The sequence below is a fragment of the Haploplasma axanthum genome (assembly GCF_900660745.1).
Classification (GTDB): Bacteria; Bacillota_I; Bacilli_A; order Acholeplasmatales; family Acholeplasmataceae; genus Haploplasma; species Haploplasma axanthum.
Window position 1 is genome coordinate 605,085 of sequence record NZ_LR215048.1, and the last position, 21,191, is coordinate 626,275.

21 protein-coding genes, 1 pseudogene and 1 riboswitch are annotated in these 21,191 nt (G+C 29.2%); of the genes and pseudogenes, 21 read left to right on the plus strand and 1 reads right to left on the minus strand.

Annotated elements, in window-relative coordinates; all coding sequences use genetic code 11:
• The first annotated feature begins 230 nt into the window (after positions 1-230).
• The 5 genes from EXC62_RS02885 (at position 231) to EXC62_RS02905 (ending at position 7,482) form a co-directional block, all read left to right on the plus strand.
• On the plus strand, positions 231-2,693 hold the full coding sequence (locus EXC62_RS02885; RefSeq protein WP_026391039.1) for a glycoside hydrolase family 3 C-terminal domain-containing protein: 2,463 nt from the start codon (positions 231-233) through the stop codon (positions 2,691-2,693).
• Complete coding sequence (locus EXC62_RS08975) at positions 2,686-3,849, plus strand: GtrA family protein (RefSeq protein ID WP_197724324.1); 1,164 nt, start codon at positions 2,686-2,688, stop codon at positions 3,847-3,849. Before EXC62_RS02885 ends, EXC62_RS08975 begins: the two co-directional genes overlap by 8 nt.
• Before the next feature lie 81 nt (positions 3,850-3,930).
• Positions 3,931-4,959: a glycosyltransferase family 2 protein gene (locus EXC62_RS02895; RefSeq protein WP_129747400.1), complete on the plus strand. Its 1,029-nt coding sequence runs from the start codon at positions 3,931-3,933 to the stop codon at positions 4,957-4,959.
• Positions 4,960-4,970: 11 nt separating this feature from the next.
• Entirely contained in the window at positions 4,971-6,083 is a 1,113-nt protein-coding gene (gene glf, locus EXC62_RS02900) for a UDP-galactopyranose mutase (RefSeq protein WP_129747464.1), read from the plus strand.
• Positions 6,067-7,482 carry a family 43 glycosylhydrolase gene (locus EXC62_RS02905; RefSeq protein WP_197724325.1) on the plus strand — a complete coding sequence of 472 codons (1,416 nt, stop codon included), beginning with the start codon at positions 6,067-6,069 and terminating at the stop codon, positions 7,480-7,482. Before glf ends, EXC62_RS02905 begins: the two co-directional genes overlap by 17 nt.
• 45 nt (positions 7,483-7,527) lie before the next feature.
• On the opposite strand, the gene EXC62_RS02910 is transcribed toward EXC62_RS02905, so the two are convergent.
• Entirely contained in the window at positions 7,528-7,965 is a 438-nt protein-coding gene (locus EXC62_RS02910) for a Dps family protein (protein ID WP_197724326.1), read from the minus strand.
• A gap of 123 nt (positions 7,966-8,088) precedes the next feature.
• Between EXC62_RS02910 and prfA the strand changes: the two genes are divergently transcribed.
• The 16 genes and pseudogenes from prfA (at position 8,089) to pyrH (ending at position 21,188) form a co-directional block, all read left to right on the plus strand.
• A complete protein-coding gene (prfA, locus tag EXC62_RS02915) occupies positions 8,089-9,153 on the plus strand; it encodes a peptide chain release factor 1 (protein ID WP_162140275.1) in 1,065 nt (354 codons plus the stop codon).
• The gene (gene prmC / locus EXC62_RS02920) at positions 9,150-10,004 is read left to right on the plus strand and encodes a peptide chain release factor N(5)-glutamine methyltransferase (RefSeq protein ID WP_052589989.1); all 855 of its coding nucleotides are present in this window, start codon (positions 9,150-9,152) and stop codon (positions 10,002-10,004) included. The genes prfA and prmC overlap by 4 nt, the downstream gene beginning before the upstream one ends.
• On the plus strand, positions 9,994-10,551 hold the full coding sequence (locus tag EXC62_RS02925) for an L-threonylcarbamoyladenylate synthase (RefSeq protein ID WP_026390884.1): 558 nt from the start codon (positions 9,994-9,996) through the stop codon (positions 10,549-10,551). The genes prmC and EXC62_RS02925 overlap by 11 nt, the downstream gene beginning before the upstream one ends.
• A gap of 26 nt (positions 10,552-10,577) precedes the next feature.
• Complete coding sequence (gene typA, locus EXC62_RS02930; RefSeq protein ID WP_026390885.1) at positions 10,578-12,371, plus strand: translational GTPase TypA; 1,794 nt, start codon at positions 10,578-10,580, stop codon at positions 12,369-12,371.
• A 34-nt stretch (positions 12,372-12,405) separates the two neighbouring features.
• Positions 12,406-12,849, plus strand: coding sequence for a ribose 5-phosphate isomerase B (gene rpiB / locus EXC62_RS02935; protein ID WP_026390886.1), 444 nt, complete (start codon positions 12,406-12,408; stop codon positions 12,847-12,849).
• Positions 12,849-13,475 carry a uracil phosphoribosyltransferase gene (upp, locus tag EXC62_RS02940; protein WP_026390887.1) on the plus strand — a complete coding sequence of 209 codons (627 nt, stop codon included), beginning with the start codon at positions 12,849-12,851 and terminating at the stop codon, positions 13,473-13,475. Before rpiB ends, upp begins: the two co-directional genes overlap by 1 nt.
• Before the next feature lie 3 nt (positions 13,476-13,478).
• Positions 13,479-13,700, plus strand: coding sequence for a DUF1146 domain-containing protein (locus tag EXC62_RS02945; protein ID WP_035375828.1), 222 nt, complete (start codon positions 13,479-13,481; stop codon positions 13,698-13,700).
• 56 nt (positions 13,701-13,756) lie between these two features.
• Positions 13,757-14,401 (plus strand): uracil-DNA glycosylase, encoded by a 645-nt coding sequence (locus tag EXC62_RS02950; RefSeq protein ID WP_026390888.1) that lies wholly within the window; start codon positions 13,757-13,759, stop codon positions 14,399-14,401.
• A 21-nt stretch (positions 14,402-14,422) separates the two neighbouring features.
• Positions 14,423-14,513, plus strand: a riboswitch (THF riboswitch).
• A gap of 46 nt (positions 14,514-14,559) precedes the next feature.
• Positions 14,560-15,063, plus strand: a complete 504-nt coding sequence (locus tag EXC62_RS02955) for a folate family ECF transporter S component (RefSeq protein ID WP_026390889.1) — start codon at positions 14,560-14,562, stop codon at positions 15,061-15,063.
• Between the two features lie 64 nt (positions 15,064-15,127).
• Complete coding sequence (gene trmFO, locus EXC62_RS02960; protein WP_162140276.1) at positions 15,128-16,429, plus strand: methylenetetrahydrofolate--tRNA-(uracil(54)-C(5))-methyltransferase (FADH(2)-oxidizing) TrmFO; 1,302 nt, start codon at positions 15,128-15,130, stop codon at positions 16,427-16,429.
• On the plus strand, positions 16,416-17,345 hold the full coding sequence (xerA, locus tag EXC62_RS02965; RefSeq protein ID WP_162140277.1) for a site-specific tyrosine recombinase/integron integrase: 930 nt from the start codon (positions 16,416-16,418) through the stop codon (positions 17,343-17,345). Before trmFO ends, xerA begins: the two co-directional genes overlap by 14 nt.
• Entirely contained in the window at positions 17,317-18,273 is a 957-nt protein-coding gene (dut, locus tag EXC62_RS09130) for a dUTP diphosphatase (RefSeq protein WP_162140278.1), read from the plus strand. The genes xerA and dut overlap by 29 nt, the downstream gene beginning before the upstream one ends.
• Positions 18,274-18,424: 151 nt before the next feature.
• Positions 18,425-19,159 (plus strand): annotated as a pseudogene (gene rpsB / locus EXC62_RS02975) (30S ribosomal protein S2); the annotation flags it as partial.
• A 234-nt stretch (positions 19,160-19,393) separates the two neighbouring features.
• The gene (locus EXC62_RS09035; protein ID WP_232034271.1) at positions 19,394-19,492 is read left to right on the plus strand and encodes a Rho termination factor N-terminal domain-containing protein; all 99 of its coding nucleotides are present in this window, start codon (positions 19,394-19,396) and stop codon (positions 19,490-19,492) included.
• 90 nt (positions 19,493-19,582) lie between these two features.
• Positions 19,583-20,464: a translation elongation factor Ts gene (tsf, locus tag EXC62_RS02980; protein WP_026390892.1), complete on the plus strand. Its 882-nt coding sequence runs from the start codon at positions 19,583-19,585 to the stop codon at positions 20,462-20,464.
• A 10-nt stretch (positions 20,465-20,474) separates the two neighbouring features.
• Entirely contained in the window at positions 20,475-21,188 is a 714-nt protein-coding gene (gene pyrH / locus EXC62_RS02985) for a UMP kinase (RefSeq protein WP_026390893.1), read from the plus strand.
• Positions 21,189-21,191 lie beyond the last annotated feature (3 nt).

Below are 21,191 nucleotides of genomic sequence, written 5' to 3' on the forward strand. Positions count from 1 at the left end.
GAGGCGATTAGTAATCGCCCCGAGTGAAATTTATTTCACTTTTTGTTTATAACAAAATATGCCCTAAAAAATACAAGTTATGAAACAATGAAAATGATATAGTTTTTTTATGATAATATGTAAGCGATAACAAGTTAAAGGTATAAATTATAATAAAGTAGATTAATTTTCTTCACAAAGTAAGAATTATTCTATTTTGTTGTTTGTTGTATCAATATGAGGTGAATTAAATGAAATATAAAGATTTGATTAGTAAGATGACTTTAGAAGAAAAAGCTTCTTTAATGTCTGGTAAAGATTTTTGGCAAACAAAAGATATAAAAAGACTAGATGTTCCAACAATTTTTTTAGCTGATGGACCACATGGGGTTAGAAAACAAGCAGCTGCTGCGGATCACTTAGGATTAAATGAAAGTATAAAAGCAACTGCTTTTCCTACATCTGCAACAATGGCAAATACATGGAATATTAAACTTATAAAAAGTTTAGGAGAAGCACTTGGAAGTGAAGCTAAAAACCAAAAAGTTAATGTTTTACTTGGACCTGGAACAAATATAAAAAGAAATCCACTTTGTGGTCGTAATTTTGAATATTTTAGTGAAGACCCTTATCTTTCAGGCAAAATGTCTGTTGCCCATATTACAGGTGTGCAATCAAATGGTATTGGATCATCGGTAAAACATTTTGCAGTTAATAATCAAGAAGAAAGAAGATTAGTAATTGATACTATTGTTGATGAACGAGCATTGCGAGAAATTTATTTAACGCCATTTGAAATGGCTGTAAAAGATGCTAAGACAAAAACTGTAATGTCCTCATATAATCGTCTAAGAGGTATTCATGCCAATGAGAATATGCACTTGATGCAAGAAGTTTTAAGAAAAGATTGGGGATTTGAAGGAGTAGTAGTTACTGACTGGGGTGGTAACAACGATCGTATTAAAGGTTTAATTGCTGGAAATGAACTTGAAATGCCAGGTAATGGTGGAGAAACTAATCGTGAAATTGTTAAAGCAATTAAAGAAGGAAAACTTGATGAAAAAGTTTTAGATATTGCTGTTGATCGACTATTAGATTTAATTTTTACAACAAATAAATCTCTTGAAAATGATGAATCAAAAATTAATTTAAATGAGCACCATAAACTTGCTGAAGAAGTAGCCTCAGAAGCAATTGTTTTATTAAAAAATGATAATAATGTATTACCTTTAAACAAGAAGGAAAGAGTTGCAGTTATTGGTGATTTTGCACATAAACCAAGATACCAAGGGGCAGGCTCTTCAATTGTTAATCCGTTGAGAGTTGATACAACACTAGAATTTATAAACAATTATAATTTTGATTTTATAGGATATGAACCTGGATTTAAGCGTTATGGCAAGAAAAGTACTTCATTGCTTAAAAAAGCTGTTAAACTTGCAAATAATGCTGATGTTTTATTAGTATATTTAGGACTAGATGAAATTACTGAAGCTGAAGGTATGGATAGAACTAATATGAGATTACCTGAAAATCAAATTAGATTGATTAATACTTTAACAGGTTTAGGTAAAAAAATTGTAGTGGTATTATCATGTGGATCAGCAATTGAGATTCCATTTGATTCAAAAGTTGACGCAATTGTTCATGGATATCTTGCAGGTCAAGCAGGAGCGAAAGCAATTCTTAATGTTATAGGGGGAGTTGTAAATCCTTCTGGACGTCTATCTGAAACATTACCAGTTAAATATGAAGATGTTTCATCTGCACCGTATTTTCCAGGTAAAGAAGTAAGTGTTGAGTATAGAGAATCAATATATGTGGGATATCGATATTTTGAAAAAGCCGGTATTGAAGTGAAATATCCTTTTGGATATGGGTTATCATACACAGATTTTCAATATAGCAACATTAAAGTTACAGATAAAGGTGTTAGTTTTAAAGTTAAAAATATTGGTAATGTTAAAGGGAAAGATGTTGCACAACTTTACATAGGTTTAAAGGATAGTAAAATCTTTAGACCAACTAAAGAATTAAAAGGATTCGAAAAATTTGAATTAGATATTAATGAAACAAAAGAAGTCTTTATTCCTTTTGATGAATATACATTTAGATATTGGAATGTGGAAACTAATAAGTTTGAAATAGAAGAAGGAAACTATCAAGTTTATATTAATAGATCATTAACAAATAACGTTCTTGAAGCAGAGATTAAAATTTCTGGAACAACAAACAATATTCCATATCAAAATAAAAATTTAGGTTCATATTTTAAAGCTGAAATAAAGAATATAAGTTTAGAAGAATTTAGTCAGTTAAATGATGGTGAGATTCCAAGTCCTAAAACTAATTTTTATAAGAAAAACAGAATTGTTGTTGATTATAATACCACAGTTGCAGAACTTAGATATTCGAGAGGATGGACTGGAAGAATATTTGCATGGTCAATGCGATTTGCACCAGCATTCTTAAGAACTTTTGGTAAAAAAGAACTTGCAAATACATTAATAATGGGAATGTATCATCAACCTATGAGAGGAATTTCTAGAATGACTAATGGAATGATTTCTTGGGGACAACTAGATGGATTATTATTAATGTTTAATGGACATTTCTTTAAGGGACTAAATAAATATCGTAAAGAAGGCAAAATAAAACGTAAAAGAATTAAAGCAGAGAAATTAGCTGCTAAAATGGAGGCTAAACATGAGTAAGAAAATTAAGGTGGTTGAAGAATTAAGTTTTAATACATCAAGTATCTTGTTAGATAAAAAACAAGAAACTAAAAACTTAATTAAACTTGAGGCAGCTAATAAAAAACTTAGTATAAAAAAACAACTTAAAGAACAGATAAAAGCGAGTAAAGAAAAAAGTGATGATTTAAAAATAATTGCTGACAATAAGATTACAGAATTGCATGAAATAACTAATCAGAGATTAAATGAAATTGAAGAACAATATAATCCTTTAATTGAAGCCGCAAAAGAAAAAGAAGCATTAATCGTAAGAAAAAAAGAAACGATAAATGAGAAAGAAACAAGAACTGGTAAAATTAAAAATATCAAATTGAAAGTAAAAACACAAATAAGTGAAAATAAAGCATTACTTAAAACTGTTGAAAAAGATAGTGAAGAATATAATTTGATAAAGCAAAATATTAAAACTTTAAAGAAGAATCAAAATAATCAAATTATTGATCTAAATAAAGAAGTAGAATTTAATCCAATAACAAAACTCTTAACAAATGTTGGGAAGTTCTTTGCTAGAATTGGTAAATGGTTCTCAAGAATTTGGAAGTCATTTAAATCAAGTCATCCGACTGTTGCACAGTTTTTAGTATTCTTTATGATAAGTAATGGTGTTACTGTTTTACAACTTGTTATGATGCCATTATTTAAATATATGTTTAACCAAACTGATTTGATTAATATTTCATTACAATTTGGTAGAATAGGAAATAACTTAAATGGAACACCTTACTATATGTTTAATTATCCAGCAGGAGAGTTAGTAAGTGGTGTTGGTGGTGGGCTTGCATATTTCTTAGCAGTTCAAGTTACAATTGCAATAGCTCAAATTATTAATTTCTTTACACAAAGATCCGTAACGTTTAAATCAAACAGTAATGCATGGGTTGCAGCACTTTGGTACTTTATTGCATATGTAGCAATAACGTTTATTGCTGCCGCAGCACAAGGCTTATATAAAGCTCCAATTTATGACTTGTTTATGAATAAATGGAGTATGGGTAAATTGGGTGAAATTATTGCTGATGGATTAACTATGATTATTAATAGTGCTATTTCATTCTGGGTTTTCTTCCCGATTATGAAGATAATATTCAAACAAGAAGATAAAGAAACTAAATAATTGCTAAAAAAATAAAACTAAATTATAATATAGGGACGTTTAAATAGGTCCCTATTTGAATAGAAAAGTGAGGTGAAAAAAATGAAGTACATAACATTTGCAATCCCATCATATAACTCAGAAAACTATCTTCATAATGCAGTTGAATCATTATTGGTTATAGGAGAAGATGCAGAGATTATAATAGTAAATGATGGATCAAAAGATAATACAATAAAAATAGCTAATGAATATAAAAAGAAATACCCTAAAATTGTTAAAGTGATAGACAAAGAAAATGGCGGACATGGATCAGGAGTAAATGCAGGGCTAGAAGCAGCAACAGGATTATATTATAAAGTAGTTGATTCAGATGATTGGTTAGATAAAGAAAACTTAGTAACATTTCTAGAAAAACTAAAAGAACAATATAATAATAATCAAAGTCCAGATTTATATATTCTAGACTTCATCTATGAACATGTAGAAGATAATACAACATTTGTTAGATCATATGAAGAAAACTTTATACCAAATAAAATAACAACTTGGAGTGAAACAAATAAGAAGTTTAAATACTCAAAAACAATGTTAATGCATGCATTAGTATATAAAACAGCAGTGTTAAGAGAAAGTGGAATAAAACTTCCGAATCATACGTTTTATGTAGATAATATTTTCTCATATACACCACTGCCATATGCAAAAACAATTTATTACATGCCAATAGTTTTATATCATTATTATATCGGTAGAAGTGACCAATCAGTTCAAATTCATAATATTGTAAAAAGATACAAACAACAAATAAAAGTAATGGATATAATTTTGAAAGAATATAGTTATGATGAAATTAAAAAACTTCCAAAAGGCTTAAGAAAATATATGTTCCATTTTTTATCAGCAATTATGATTATAACTCAAATGTTTACAACAGCTGAATATAGTAAAGAACGTAAAGATGATTTAAGAAAACTTTGGAATGATTTAAAAAAGAATGATAAAAAACTATATAGATTTTTAAGATTTAGATCTTATAATTGCTTAGTTAATTTCTTACCATGGAGAATAAAAGGGTACATTATGGTTAAGGGTTATTTATATTTCGCTAAAAAGATTAAACTAGGATAGGAGAATAAACTATGTATGATTATTTAATAGTTGGTGCTGGATTATATGGCTCAATATTCGCATATGAAGCTAAAAAACGTGGTAAAAAAGTTTTAGTAATTGATAAACGAAATCATATTGGAGGAAATCTCTATACTAAAGAATATGAAGGGATAAATGTCCATTATTATGGGGCACATATCTTTCATACATCAAATAAAAAGGTGTGGGATTACATAAATAAATTTGCAACATTTAATAACTATGTAAATTCACCAATTGCAAACTATAAAGGTGAAATATATAACCTCCCATTTAATATGAATACATTTAATAAATTATGGGGAGTAATAACACCGAGTGAAGCAAAAGAAAAAATAGAAGAACAAAGAAAAAAATATTATAAAGAAAATCCAATTAACTTAGAGGAACAAGCAATCAACTTAGTTGGAACAGATATTTATGAGAAGTTAATTAAAGGGTATACTGAAAAACAATGGGGAAGAGATTCAAAAGAATTACCACCATTTATTATTAAAAGATTACCAGTAAGATTTACATACAATAATAATTATTTCAACGACTTATATCAAGGAATACCAAATGGTGGATATACAAAAATCTTTGAAAAACTCTTAGATGGAATTGATATTAGATTATCAACTGATTATTTCGTTAATAAAGAATTCTTTGACTCAATAGCAACTAAGGTATTATATACAGGACCATTAGATCAATTTTATGATTATCAATATGGAGTATTAGATTATCGTAGTCTAAGATTTGAACATGAAAAAATAAATACTGAAAACTATCAAGGGAATGCTGTTGTTAATTATACAGATAAAGAAACACCTTACACTAGAATAATCGAACATAAGCATTTTGAATTTACAGAATCAAAAACAACAATAATAACTAAAGAATACTCAGTGGATTTTGAAAAAGGTATGGAGCCATATTATCCAATTAATGATCAACAAAACCAAGAGAAATATCAAAAATATTTCGAATTAGCTAAAGAAGAATCTAAGTATTTATTTGGAGGAAGACTTGCTGAATATAAATATTATGATATGCATATTATTATTGAGAAAGTACTAGAAAGAATTGAACAAGAGTTTGAAAATGAAACAAATAGTTAATCCTTTTCTACCGAGTTATGAATATATACCTGATCCTGAACCAAGAGTTTTTGATGGAAGAGTATATATTTATGGTTCACATGATCGATTTAATGGAGTATCATTTTGTCTGAATGATTATGTCACATGGTCGGCACCAATTGATGATTTAACTAATTGGCGTTATGAAGGTGTTATATACGAAAGAAAAAGTGATCCTAAATATAGAAAAGGCCCTTTAAATGCAATGTTTGCATCAGATGTTATTAAGGCATTAGATGGAAAATATTATATGTACTATACATTGGGATATTGTGGACATATAAGTATTGCAGTATCAGATTCTCCAACTGGTAAATATGAATTTTTAGGTCATGTGAAATATGAAGATGGAATACTACTTGGTGAGAAAAATGAAGGAATTCAATTTGATCCAGCAATATTTATTGATGAAGATAAAAGAGTTTATTTATATAGTGGATTTGCACCTCGAAAACTTTCAAGATTTTTATTTGGTAATAAAAAACCAATGAAAGAAGGAGCGATGGTTGTTGAACTTAGCAATGATATGCAAACAGTTATTAGTAAGCCTAAATATATTGCTAAAACAATCTTTAATAGCAAAGATACGGATTACTATGGGCATGAATTCTTTGAAGCAGCATCAATGAGAAAGATTAATGGCAAATACTATTTTATTTACTCATCAATTAATGGACATGAGCTTTGTTACGCAATAAGTGATTATCCAGATAAGGGTTTTAAGTATCAAGGTATACTCGTTTCTAATGGAGATATTGGTATAAAAAATAAACCAATAAATTATATTGGAAACAACCATGGAAGTATATTGGAATTAAATGATGATTTTTATATATTTTATCATAGGCAAACAAATAGAAATAGTTTCTCAAGGCAAGCGTGTGCGGAAAAAATTAAATTTGAAGATGGAAAGTTCATACAAGCAGAAATAACATCGAACGGATTAAATAATACCCCATTAAAAGCTGAAGGGAAACATATGGCATATATTGCTTGCAACTTATATTCTAAAAAAGGTGTATATTTTTATCGCGTATTTAAAAAGCATAGTAAATACCACCCTTATTTTACTCAAGATGGAAAAGACAGAAATGAAAACCCGAAACAATATATTAAGAACTTTAATAAATATAGTATTGCTGGATTTAAGTATTTTGAATTTAACAATGAAACAGAGATTGAAGTTTATGTTAAAGGTAGATCAAAAGGTAAAATAATTGTTAAAAATGGAAATAATGAATTGCTTGCTATAATATCTATTAATGGTATGCAAAACAAGTTTAAAGCAGATTTAAAAGCTCTTAAAGGGATTCATGAACTTCAATTTAGTTATGAAGGAAAAGGTAATTTTAATTTTATAAGTTTTGAAATTAAATAGAAGTACGAAAAAAGCCAATTCAGAAATGAACTGGCTTTGTTTTTACTATTTAGATAAGTAGAATTTTAACATCCATGCGTGTTTTTCAAGTTTGCCAACAGTGCTAATAAATAAATCAGCTGTTGTTTCATCATGTAAATCTTGCGCAATAACAATTCCTTGTTTTAGTTCATCTGCAATTAACACAAAATCGTCATGAATCATTTTAACCATTTGTTCAGAAGTCAGATTATCATTGACTTCATCTAGTGAAGCTGCTTTTAAATAACCTTTCATATTTGAAATAGGTTCTCCACCGATTGTTAACAATCTTTCAGCAAATTCATCATACAACTCGTTAATTTCATCATAGAATTCTTCAAATTTAACATGTAGGCTGAAGAAGTTTGGACCTTTAACATACCAGTGATGATGATGTAACTTAGTGAATAGAACACTAAAGTTAGCAACTTCCTTGTTTAAAAACGTGTATAACTTTTCCATATTCATTTCCTCCTTGTTTCTATACTCTAATTATAAACTTATTTAGAATTAATTTCAAGGTAAACGCACTGTTTATGTGGTATTTTAAAGATAAATATGTTAATATATTTTTGGTGATAAATCATGTTTGAAAGATTAAGAGTAATGGAAGAATACTATGTTGCACTACAAGATAAACTCGCAAGTGGAACATTAGAAGTTAAAGAAATGACTAAACTTCTTAAAGAAGTTAGTGATATGGATGAAGTAATTGAAAATTATCGAATATATAAGAATAATGAAAAAGAGTTGAAAGACTTAAAAGAGCTTATAGAAATTGAAGAAGATCATGATCTTTTAAGTATTGCAAAAGAAGAAATAAAAGGTCTAGAAGAAAAACAAGAAGAACTAGAAGAAAAGTTAAAGATTTTATTATTACCACAAGATCCTAACGATGATAAAAATGTTATTATCGAAATTAAAGGTGCTGCTGGTGGAGATGAAGGAAATCTTTTTGCAGGTGATTTATTTAGAGCATATTCTAAATATGCTGAAATTATGGGGTGGAAAATTGAAGTTTTAGATGCTATGGTTGGTGCTATGGGCGGATATACTTCAATTGAATTTATGGTTTCCGGAAAAAAAGCTTTTTCATTTTTAAAGTATGAATCTGGAACACATAGAGTACAAAGAGTACCTCAAACTGAATCACAAGGTAGAATTCATACATCAACAGCGACAGTTTTAGTTATGCCTGAAGCTGATGATATTGAATTTAATGTTAGCTGGAATGATATTCGAGTTGATACTTTCACTTCAAGTGGTCCAGGTGGACAATCAGTTAATACGACTCAATCGGCTGTTCGATTAACACATATACCAACAGGGTTAAGTGTTGCATCGCAACTAGGTAAGAGTCAACATGAGAATAAAGCGACTGCTTTTAAAATTCTTACAACAAGACTTTATGATAATATGCTCCAAGAACAAATGGATAAAGAAAATGAACAACGTCATTCATTAGTTGGACGTGGAGATAGAAGTGAAAAGGTTAGAACATATAACTATCCTCAAAATCGAGTAACAGATCACAGAATTGGTTTAACACTTCAAAGATTGGATGTTATTATGGAGGGTAGATTAGATTTAATTATTGATGAATTAATCAATTACTACCAAAAACAACAACTTCAAGGCGAGTCAAAATGATAATTGAAGAGTTATTAAAACAAGCATATAATCTTTGTCAAACAGATGAAGAAAAAAGTGCTGTTTTTTGGCTTTTACTTGAATTGTTAGAGTATAAATATAGTGATTATATATTAAGAAAACATGAAGTGATAAGTGATAAACTTATTTCTAGATATCGAGCTTTTGTTAATGAGTATTTAAACGAAAAAAATCCAGTTCAATATATTGTTGGATATGGTTATTTTTATGGAAGAAAGTTTTATGTTAACAAAAGTACACTTATTCCAAGACCAGAAACCGAATATTTGATTGAAAAAACTATAAAATATGCAAAAAATTTTTTTAATACTAAAGATGTAATTAAAGTTCTTGATTTAGCAACCGGTAGTGGATGTATTGGAATAACAATCAAACTTGAAACAAATTATGATGTTACACTTTCTGATATTAGTGATGAAGCATTAAAGGTTGCTAGTAAAAATATTAGTTTTTATAATTTAAATGTTAAAACAATTGAAAGTGATTGGTTTAGTAATATTAATGATAAATTTGATTTAATAATTAGTAATCCACCGTATATTAGAACGGATTATAAGGTTGATGAGATTGTCTCTAAAGAGCCATTTAGTGCCTTATATAGTGGTGGTTTAGGAATTGATTCTTATGAATTAATTCTTGAAAATATTAATGATTATTTAGAAGATAAAGCTATGATTGCTTTTGAACATGGATATGATCAAAACACTTTAATAGCAAATTTAGTTGAAAAAAACTTAAAAAGTGTTAAAATAGTGCAGGAAAAAGATTTAAATAATAAAGATAGATATACATTTGTTTTTAAGTCTGGAGGTGTTGCACATGAAAAATAACTTAATCATATTTCCAACTGATACAGTATATGGAATTGGAACTACATTATATGATACTCTAGGTATTAATAAAATATATGAAATAAAAGGTAGAGATTTTAATAAACCAATTGCTGTTTTGTGTGCGAACTTAGAACAAATTGAAAGATTTGCTAAATTAACTGATTTAGCGAGATTAATTGGTCAAAGATTTTGGCCTGGAGGCTTAACCCTTATTTTAGAAACTACAGAAGAATATTATGAAAAAACTGGTGAAAAGACAATTGGTGTAAGGATTCCAAATCATAAATTAGCTTTAGAAATTTTAAATGAAAATGGTCCGATGAAAGTTACATCAATTAATCAAAGTGGTGAACCACCACTTAATGATTATGAAATTATTTTTGAAAAATATAATAATGTAGTAAAGAAAATTTATAAGAATAATGAAACTATCCAAGAAGTAGCTTCAACAGTTATTAGCTTGGTAAATAATTTTGAGATTATTAGAGAAGGAAATATCACTAAAAACGATATTTTAGAAGTTTTAAAAAGTCTTGAAGCATAAGACTTTTTTTATGGAAAGAGAAAATTATGGATATAAGAAATATTGCAATTATTGCCCACGTTGATCATGGTAAGACAACATTAGTAAATAAGTTAATTGAAAGTGGAATTAAAGATGATCATACAGTTCTACAAGAAAGAGTTATGGATAGTGATGCTCTTGAAAGAGAAAAAGGAATTACTATTTTAGCTAAAAATACATCAATAATATATAAGGATACAAAGATTAACATCTTAGATACACCAGGTCATGCTGACTTTGGTGGTGAAGTTGAGAGAATTATGCACATGGTTGATGGTGTATTATTATTAGTTGATGCTTTTGAAGGTGTAATGCCACAAACAAGATTTGTTTTGAAAAAAGCATTAGAAAAGAAAGTTAAACCAATTGTTGTTGTTAATAAAATTGATAGAGATGCTGCAAACCCTCAAAAAGCATTAAATGAAGTTTATGATTTGTTTATTGATTTAGGTGCAAGCGAGGAAGAACTTGATTTTCCAGTTTTATATGGTTCAGCATTACTAGGTAAAATGAGTAAAAAACCAGAGTTAACGGATGAAGGAGTTTCAGTTATTTTTGACCAAATTATTGAAACAATTAAAGCTCCAGAAGCAGATGCAACAAAACCATTTAAATTTCAACCATCGTTAATTGACTATAATTCATTTGTTGGTAGAATGGGTGTTGGTAAAATTTATCAAGGTTCAATTACAGTCGGTACTGAAGTTAGTTGTATTAGAGAAGACGATAAAGTTATTAAGTTTAGAGTTCAAAAAATTTATCAAAACGAAGGCGTAAGCAAGATTGAAGTTGAAACAGCTTATGCTGGTGATATTGTTTCAATCGCTGGATTAAGTGATATTCAAGTTGGTGAAACATTGACTGCAGTTGGTTTTGAAGAAAAAATGCCAGCTATTGAAGTTGGTGAACCAACAGTTGAAATGGCATTTTCTGCAAATAATTCACCATTTGTTGGTAAAGATGGAATACATATTACAGCTACTAAATTAGCAGCAAGATTAGAAAAAGAAATTCATAAAGATGTTAGTTTGAAAATTAGAAAATCAGATGAAAAAGATACTTGGGTAGTTTCAGGTCGTGGAGAATTACACTTAAGTATTTTAATTGAAAATATGCGTAGAGAAGGTTTTGAGTTCCAAGTTGCTAAACCAAAAGTTGTTATTAAAGAAGAAAATGGAACTAAATATGAACCATATGAATTAGCATATATTGATGTACCAAACGAATCAGTTGGATCAGTTATTGAAATTTTAGGATCTAGAAATGGTGAGTTAGTTAAGATTGATCAAAGTAATAATTACACAAAGATTGAATATATAATTCCATCACGTGGATTAATTGGATTTATGACAACATTCTTAACTCTTACAAAAGGGTATGGAATTATAAATCATAGTTTTTATGATTATAGAAAACTAGAACATATTGAAGCAATCAATAGACAATCTGGAGCATTAATTTCTAATAGTGATGGATTCTCTACTCAATATGCATTAAAGAAACTAGAAGAACGTGGAATGATGTTTGTTGAACCAAGAACAGCAGTTTATGAAGGAATGATTATTGGAGAAAATAATCGCCCAAATGACTTAGTTGTAAATGTTACACAAGAAAAGCAATTAACAAACGTTAGACAAGCAAATAAAGAACAAACAGTTGTTTTAAAAAGACCAAAGATTTTAAATTTAGAAGAATGTTTATCATTTATTAATGATGATGAACTTGTTGAAATAACTCCTAAAAATATTAGATTAAGAAAAAAATATTTAACTGAAGTACTTCGTAAAAGAAATCGTTAATTGTGATATAATATAAAAAATATAGGAGGTTAGCATGAAAGTAGTTATTGGAAGTGACCACGCAGGTTACAAGATGAAAGAAAACTTGAAAAAACATTTAAAAGAAAAAAATGTTGAAGTTGTTGATGTTGGAACTAATAGTGAAGAATCTGTTGATTATCCAGTCTTTGGTGAAAAAGTTGGAGAAGAAGTTGTTAGTAAAAACTATGATTTTGGAATCGTAGTATGTGGAACAGGAATTGGTATTAGTATTGCAGCTAATAAAGTTAAAGGTGTTAGAGCTGCACTTGTTCATGATACATTAACTGCAAGATTAGCTAAAGAACATAATGATGCCAATGTACTTGCTATCGGTGGAAGAAACACTGATTTCAAGGAAGCAGAGAAAATTGTTGATGCTTTTATGGATGCCGAGTTTGAAGCGAGACATCAAAGAAGAATAGATTTAATTAGCGACATGGAGGAAAATAAAAAATAATGAAAACTGCTAAGATTTTAAAACACCCGTTAATAGAACATAAATTGGGGATAATAAGAAATAAAGAGACAAAGACAAAAGAGTTCAGAGAGACTGTATCAGAGATTGCGGGTTTATTAACTTATGAAATAACGCGTGAATTAAAATTGAAGGAGAAAGAAATTGAAACTCCTGTATCAAAATGTATCAGTTATGAATTAAAAGACGAAGTAGTAATTGTTCCAATTCTTCGTGCTGGACTAGGGATGGTTGAAGGAATTCAAAATTTAATTCCAAGTGCAAAAGTAGGACATATTGGATTATACCGTGATGAAGAAACCTTAGAAGCTAAAGAGTATTATGCTAAGTTCCCAGTTGGAATGAAAGATAGCACAGTATTATTAATTGATCCGATGCTTGCAACAGGTAATTCAACAGTTAAAGCAATTGATATATTAAAAAACAAGGGAGCTAAAAACATTATTTTTGTTGGGCTTGTAGGAAGTCCTGAAGGTGTTGAAAGATTACAAGGAGCTCATCCAGATGTTCAAATTTATTTAGCTGCACTAGATGAAAAATTAAATGAACATGGTTATATTGTTCCAGGTCTTGGAGATGCTGGAGATAGACTTTTCGGTACTAAGTAAATAATGACAAGATTAATTATTTATTTTGTGGCTTTGTTGTTATTCTTTGCTATTGTATTTAAAGTATTAAGAGCACTTAATCTTGAAAATGCATTTAAGAAAAATCATGTATGGGAAATAAAAGTTGCATATATTATCTTTTCTATAGTGATTGCTCATTTATTAGCTGAAGTAGTAATGAAGTTATATGGTTGGTCAGTAATAATAATTCAAAATATAAATTAAGGTAATCTTCGGATTACCTTTTATATTTATGGTAAAATTAATAAGAGGCGATTAATATGTGGAATGAAATAATTACGAATGAATCTATAAAAGAATATTATAAGAAATTAATCCAAAAAGTTAGTGAAGAAAGAAAGACAAAAACAATTTATCCAACTACCGAAAATGTTTTTAAAGCATTTGAATTAACTCCATTTGAAAAAATCAAAGTTGTTATTCTAGGACAAGATCCATATCATGGCGAGTTGCAAGCACATGGATTAGCATTTAGTTCATTGGATAAAAAGACTCCAAAAAGTTTGTTAAATATTAAAAAAGAAATAAAAGATGATCTAGGTCTTGAAATTACACAAAATAATGATTTAACAAATTGGGCCAAACAAGGTGTTCTTTTATTAAACACAATCCTAACAGTAGAAGAAGGAAAACCTTTATCACATAAGAATTTTGGATGGGAAGAATTTACTTTGAATATTTTCAAGGAAATATGTAGAATTGATAGTCCGCTTGTTTTTATATTGTGGGGTAATAATGCTAAAGAATATCAAAGATATATTTATAATGATAAACATTTAGTATTAACATCAGTTCATCCATCGCCACTTTCAGCAAATCGAGGTTTTTTTGGTTCAAAACCATTTTCTAAAACAAATAAGTATTTACAAAAAAATAATATTGGTGTAATTGACTTTAAAATATAAAAATAGATAGTATAATAGAAATACAGAGTAATTAGAAAGCGTTAAGTGTCTAGTCATGGGATGTCGGATTGGAACGAACTTTTAAAGGCGGTTTTCTAGTGCATCCGCTGTATATTTTTTATAGTGGATCTCTCTAGTTGAAGAGGAGGTCTTTTTTAATGGAATTGAAAAAAATTGTTTTAGCGTCTATTTTGACAGCATTATCGATAGTAATTGATATTACTTTTAATGCACTTGTTCCAACACAAACAATGGGAACAGCTTATTATGCAATACCAATAATAATTGCAGGTATATTTTTAGGAGTAAAATATAGTCTTTTAATGGCTTTTATTGGTGATTCGTTAAGCGTTATAATCGGAGGTATTCCATTTTTCCCGCTATTCTCTATAGGAGCAATGATGTGGGGATTATTACCTGGTTTGTTGTTAAAGAATAAGAAAGGTTTTTCTAGAATATTAGTAGTAGTATTAATAACTCATATATTAGTTACAACCTTAAATAGTGTCGCATTAATGGTTCATTACCATAAAAGCATTACAGGGTTATTAATTGATTTACCCTTAAGAGCATTTTTAATTATTCCTAATTCAATAATAATTGCTTTATTAGTTGAGGCAGTATTGACACCAATTGAATTAAGAAAAAATGTTGAAGTCTAGCGGATTATATCCGCTATTTTTTTTGATATGATATAATAATTATGATAAGAAAGTGGTTGATTATATGACTGTAAAAATAATTGGAGCGGGATTGGCTGGTAGTGAAGCGGCTTATCAACTTGCTAAACGTGGAATAAAAGTAGATTTATATGAAATGAGACCTAAAAAGATGACAGATGCGCATCAAACAAATATGTTTGCTGAACTTGTATGTTCTAATTCTTTAAGAGCGATTGATATAACAAATGCTGTTGGTCTTTTGAAACATGAGATGCAAGAACTTGATTCATTAATAATTAAAGCGGCAAACTTTGCTAGTATTCCAGCTGGTGGTAGTTTAGCTGTAGATAGAGAAAAGTTTTCTTTATTTGTTGAAAAAGAATTAACTAATAGTGAGTTTATTACAATTCATCGTGAAGAGGTTACCAAACTTGATGAAGATGTTTATACAATAATTGCTGCTGGACCTTTAGTAAGTAGTTCATTATTTATGGAAATTGAAAAACTAATTGGTAAGCAAGATCTTCATTTCTTTGATGCTATTGCCCCTGTTATAATGAAAGATTCAATTAACATGGATATTTGTTACCTTAAGAATCGATATGATAAAGGGGAAGCAGCATATATTAATTGTCCAATGACAAAAGAAGAATATGAAAGTTTTTATTATGAATTAATTAACGCACAAAAGGTACAACCAAAAGATTTTGAAAATAATGTTTTTGAAGGATGTATGCCAGTTGAAGTAATGGCAGAAAGAGGAATTCAGACATTAACCTTTGGACCATTAAAACCTGTTGGTTTAGAGAAACCTAATGGAGAACTACCATATGCTGTTGTTCAATTAAGAAGAGATGATGCTGCTAATAGTATGTATAATATTGTTGGTTTTCAAACAAGTCTATCATGGGGAGAACAAAAAAGAATCGTTAGAATGATTCCAGGTCTTGAAAATGCTGAAATTGTTAGATACGGTGTTATTCATAGAAACACATATATTGAAAGTCCAAATATTTTAAATGATAGTTTTCAAGTAATTAATAGTAAGAAGATTTTCTTTGCTGGTCAAATAAGTGGTGTTGAAGGTTATGTTGAAAGTGCAGCATCAGGATTAAACGCCGCTATTCAAATGGCTTCATTAGTAAATGAAAATAAGTTAGTACCATTTCCTAATGAAACAATGATGGGTTCTCTTGCTAAATACGTTTCTACACCAAATAAATCATTTGTTCCTATGCATGCAAATTTTGGAATAATTCCAGAGTTAAACTATAAACATAAGAAAAAAGAACGAAAAGAGATTTATGCTAGAAGAGCAAATGATGCACTTTTAAAATTTAAGGAAGAAAATCATGAATTATTTTGAGCTTTTTGATGATTATTTGATTACAATTAAAAACTATTCAGAAAATACTAGAGTTAACTATCATAAAGATTTAGAAGATTTTGATAATTTTTTAAAAAATGAAGAATTAGCAGAAAATGTTTTAGATGCTAGAAGAGATAGACTTGCAAGACACTATTTATCGTATTTGGAAGAACAAGGTTTTTCTAAAAAATCAATAGCAAGAAAAATCTCATCATTAAGAACGTTTTATAACTATATGAAAAAAGAAAAATATCTTGATGTTAACATATTTGAAAATATTGAAACACCGAAGATTCCTAAGCGATTACCAAAAGTTATTAGTGATAACGAAATTGATTATCTTTTTGAAGCAATTGATAAGAATACTGTCTTAGGCTTTAGAAATTATTTGATTTTAGATATGTTATTTAGTTGTGGTCTTCGAGCTAGCGAACTTACAAATATGGAAATAAAAGATTTGCAAATCTCAAGAAAAGAAATTTTAATTCATGGAAAAGGATCGAAAGATCGATATGTTCCTATACATGATAATCTAGTCTTTGATCTTAAGGAATACTTAACAAGTATAAGAACAAAGTTAATTTCTAAAACAGATAAAGAAACTCAAAAAGTATTTTTAAACTATCGTGGTGAAGAATTAACGCCACGAGGATTACAAAAAATTATTAAAAAGATTTTAAATGACGCTAATGAAACATATAAAATAACACCTCATATGTTAAGACATAGTTTTGCAACAACGCTTTTGAATCATGGTGCTGACTTAAGAGTTGTTCAAGAGTTGTTAGGTCATGAACATTTAAAATCTACTCAAGTATATACAGAAGTTTCAAATAAAGTATTAAAAGAAAAGTATGAAAAATTACATCCAAGGATGATGAAAAATGATAAAAATCGGGAAAACAATAATTGAACAAGGAATAAGTGAATTTAAAAACTTTAAAAAAAGAAATACTGTAAGAGCGGTAATTTTAGATAATGATAAAGTTTTTATGTTATATTCAAAAACTTTTAATGACTACACCTTTCCAGGTGGAGGTATAAAAGAAGGAGAAGATATCATTAATTCATTAAAAAGAGAATTATTGGAAGAGATTGGTGCGAAAACTGTTAAAATAGTTGATAAGATTGGATATACTGAAGAGATTAGATATGGTATAAATGGTAGTGGGTCAATCTATGAACAAAAATCTTACTATTTTTTATGTGAAATATCAGATATTGGTATACCGGTTTTTGTTGGAAGAGAAAAAGAGCAAGGATTAATTACTAAATGGGTTATAATCGATGAGGCAATTAATCATAATGAAAAGATTAATCTTACAAGAAAAGAACAAGGTTTAAAAACTGTTTTAGAGCGTGAAAATCAGGTTTTAAAATATTTGAAGGAGAATTTAATAATGAGAAAATTTGAAAAAATTAGTAAATATCAAAATGAAGAGTTTAATTTACCGGAAAGAGCAAGTAAAGATAGTGCGGGTTATGATTTAGCATCAATAGTTGATGAAGTAATCAAACCAGGAGAAATAAAACTAGTTCCAACAGGCCTAAGAGCTAAGATGCCAAAGAATGAAGTTTTATTTGTATTTCCAAGATCGTCATTAGCATTCAAAAAAGGTTTAATGATGAGTAATGGAGTTGGAGTAATTGATGCTGATTATTATTATGCTGAAAACGAAGGGCATATAAGTATTCCTTTGTATAATTTCACAAGTGCAGAAGTAATTATAAAAAAAGGTGAAAGATTAGCACAAGGAGTATTTACAAATTATTTTAAAACAGTTGATGATGAAGCAGAAGATCGTATTCGTTTAGGTGGGTTTGGAAGTAGTGGCTTATAAAAGTGCTTTTAGACTTGCAAAAACAGTAATAATATGATATATTTATAAAGGCTAATAAAATACACATGAATAGGTTTATTTGAATCAAGTGCCTACGGGTGGTTCAAAAATAATATTCAGAGGAAAAAAACGAAAGCGGAGGTATTATTTTATGGCAGTAGTAACAATGAAACAATTGTTGGAATCAGGTGTTCATTTTGGACATGCAACAAGAAGATGGGATCCAAGAATGGCTCCATACATTTTCACTTCAAGAAATGGAATCCATATTATTGATTTGAAATTGACAGCACAAAAAATTGAAGAAGCATATGCAGCATTATTAGCAATCGTGCAAGATGGCGGATCAGTTTTATTTGTTGGAACAAAGAAACAAGCACAAATGGCTGTTAAAGAAGAAGCAGCAAGAACAGGTCAATTCTATGTTGATCAACGTTGGTTAGGTGGAACATTAACTAACTTTAAAACAATTCGTAAAAGAATTAAAAGATTACACGATTTATATAAAATGGAAGAAGAAGGAACTTTTGAAAAATTACCTAAAAAAGAAGTTTTAAAATTAGTTCACGAAAGAACTAAATTAGAAAAATTCTTAGGTGGTATTAAGAATATGAAGAAACTTCCAGAAGCTTTATATATCGTTGATCCTAAAAAAGAAAGAAATGCAATTTTAGAAGCAAGAAAATTAAACATTCCAGTATTTGGAATTGTTGATACAAACTGTAATCCTGATGATGTTGATTACATTATTCCAGCAAATGATGATGCAATTAGAGCAGTAAACTTAATTACTCACGTAATGGCTAATGCAGTTATTGAAGCACAAGGTGGATATGTAGAAAAAGTTGAAGACGAAGAAGTTGTTCAACAAGATGATTCAAGAGAACAAAAAGGTTCAAGACCAGCAAGAACTGAAAGACCATACAAAAAAGATGGAAATAGAGAACCAAGAAAAGAAGTAAGAACAGAAGTTAAAAAAGAATTTAAACCAGTTAAAAAGGTTGAAGAAAAAGTAGTTGAAGAAGTTAAGGTAGCTCCAGTTAAAGAAGTAAAAGCAGAAGTTAAAAAAGAAGTTAAACCAGTTAAAGTTGCTAAAAAAGCAGATGTTGATTATGCAGCAATGACTGTAGCTGATTTAAAATCATTAGCTAAAGAACGTGGATTATCAGGTTATTCAGCACTTAAAAAAGCAGAATTAATTGATTTACTAAGCAAATAAAAACGTAACTTAAATTACTTGATAGATATATAAAGAATGATAAAAGGGACGTGTTCCCTTTTATTTTAAAAAAAAACGGAGGAAAAGAACATGGGACAAATAAGTGCACAATTAGTTAAAGAACTAAGAGAAAAAACTGGCGCTGGTATGATGGATTGTAAAAAAGCATTAATGGAAACAAATGGCGATATTCAATCTGCGATTGATTATTTAAGAGAACGCGGTATAGCTCAAGCAGCTAAAAAATCTGGACGTGTTGCAGCAGAAGGATTATGTGAAGTTGTTGTTGATGGAAATAATGCAGTAATCTTTGAATTAAATTCAGAAACAGATTTCGTTGCTAAAAATAAAGATTTTCTAGAATTACTTGATAAAGTTGGAAAAGCATTAATTAATTCAAACGTAACAAATACAGAAGAAGCATTAGCTTTAACTGTTAATGGTGAAACTGTTGAAACTTTCTTAATAAATGCAACAGCAAAAATTGGTGAAAAAATTACTTTAAGAAGAGTAACAAAAGTAACTAAAGATGCTAGCCAAGGATTTGGAGCTTACTCACATATGGGTGGTAGAATTGTATCACTTGTTTTATTAGCAAAAGATAATGAAGTAGTTGGAAAAGATATCGCAATGCATATTGCTGCAAATAATCCAAGATACTTAAATAGTGCAAGTGTTGATGCTGCTACATTAGAACATGAAAAACAAGTTTTAACAAACCAAGCATTACAAGAAGGAAAACCTGCTAATATTGTTGAAAAAATGATTGTTGGTAGATTGAATAAATATTTAAAAGAAATCTGTTTAGTTGATCAACCATTTGTTAAGGATCCAGATTTAACTGTTGCCCAATATTTAAAAAATAACGGTAACGATGTAATTTCATTTGTGAGATTAGAAGTTGGAGAAGGAATCGAAAAAGTTGAAGAAGATTTTGCCGCAGAAGTTGCTGCAGTAACAAAAGGTAACTAAGGAGGCCAGTATGTACCAACGTGTAATATTGAAATTAAGTGGAGAAGCGATGAAGGGTGATACTAGTTATGGTATTGATCCTAAAACTGTTAAGAGTATTGCTTTAGAGATAAAAGAAATTTATGCACTAGGGGTACAAATCGGCGTTGTAATTGGTGCTGGGAACTTATGGCGTGGTGTTACTGGTGAAGAACTAGGTATGGACCGCGCACAAGCAGACTACATGGGAATGCTTGGAACAATCATGAATGGATTGGCATTACAAGATGCACTTGAAGGTATTGATGTACCTTGTCGTGTGTTAAGTGCGATACCAATTCCTGAAGTTGCAGAACCTTACATTAGAAGAAGAGCAATAAGACATTTAGAAAAAGGTAGAGTAACAGTATTTGTTGGAGGAACGGGTTCACCATATTTCTCAACTGATACAGCTGCTGGATTGCGTGCGGCAGAAATTGATGCTGAAGTAATTTTAATGGCTAAAAATAATGTAATGGGTGTATATGATAAAGATCCGAAAAAACATAAAGATGCTAAACTATACAATGAATTAACACTACAAGAAGTTTTAGAAAAGAAACTTATGGTAATGGATTCAACTGCTGCATCAATTTGTAAAGATAATAAAATTAATATTATTGTTTTTGATATGAATCAAAAAGGTAATATTAAGAAAGCAGTAACAGGTCAAAAGCTAGGCACACTAGTTAAATGGGAGGAATAATAA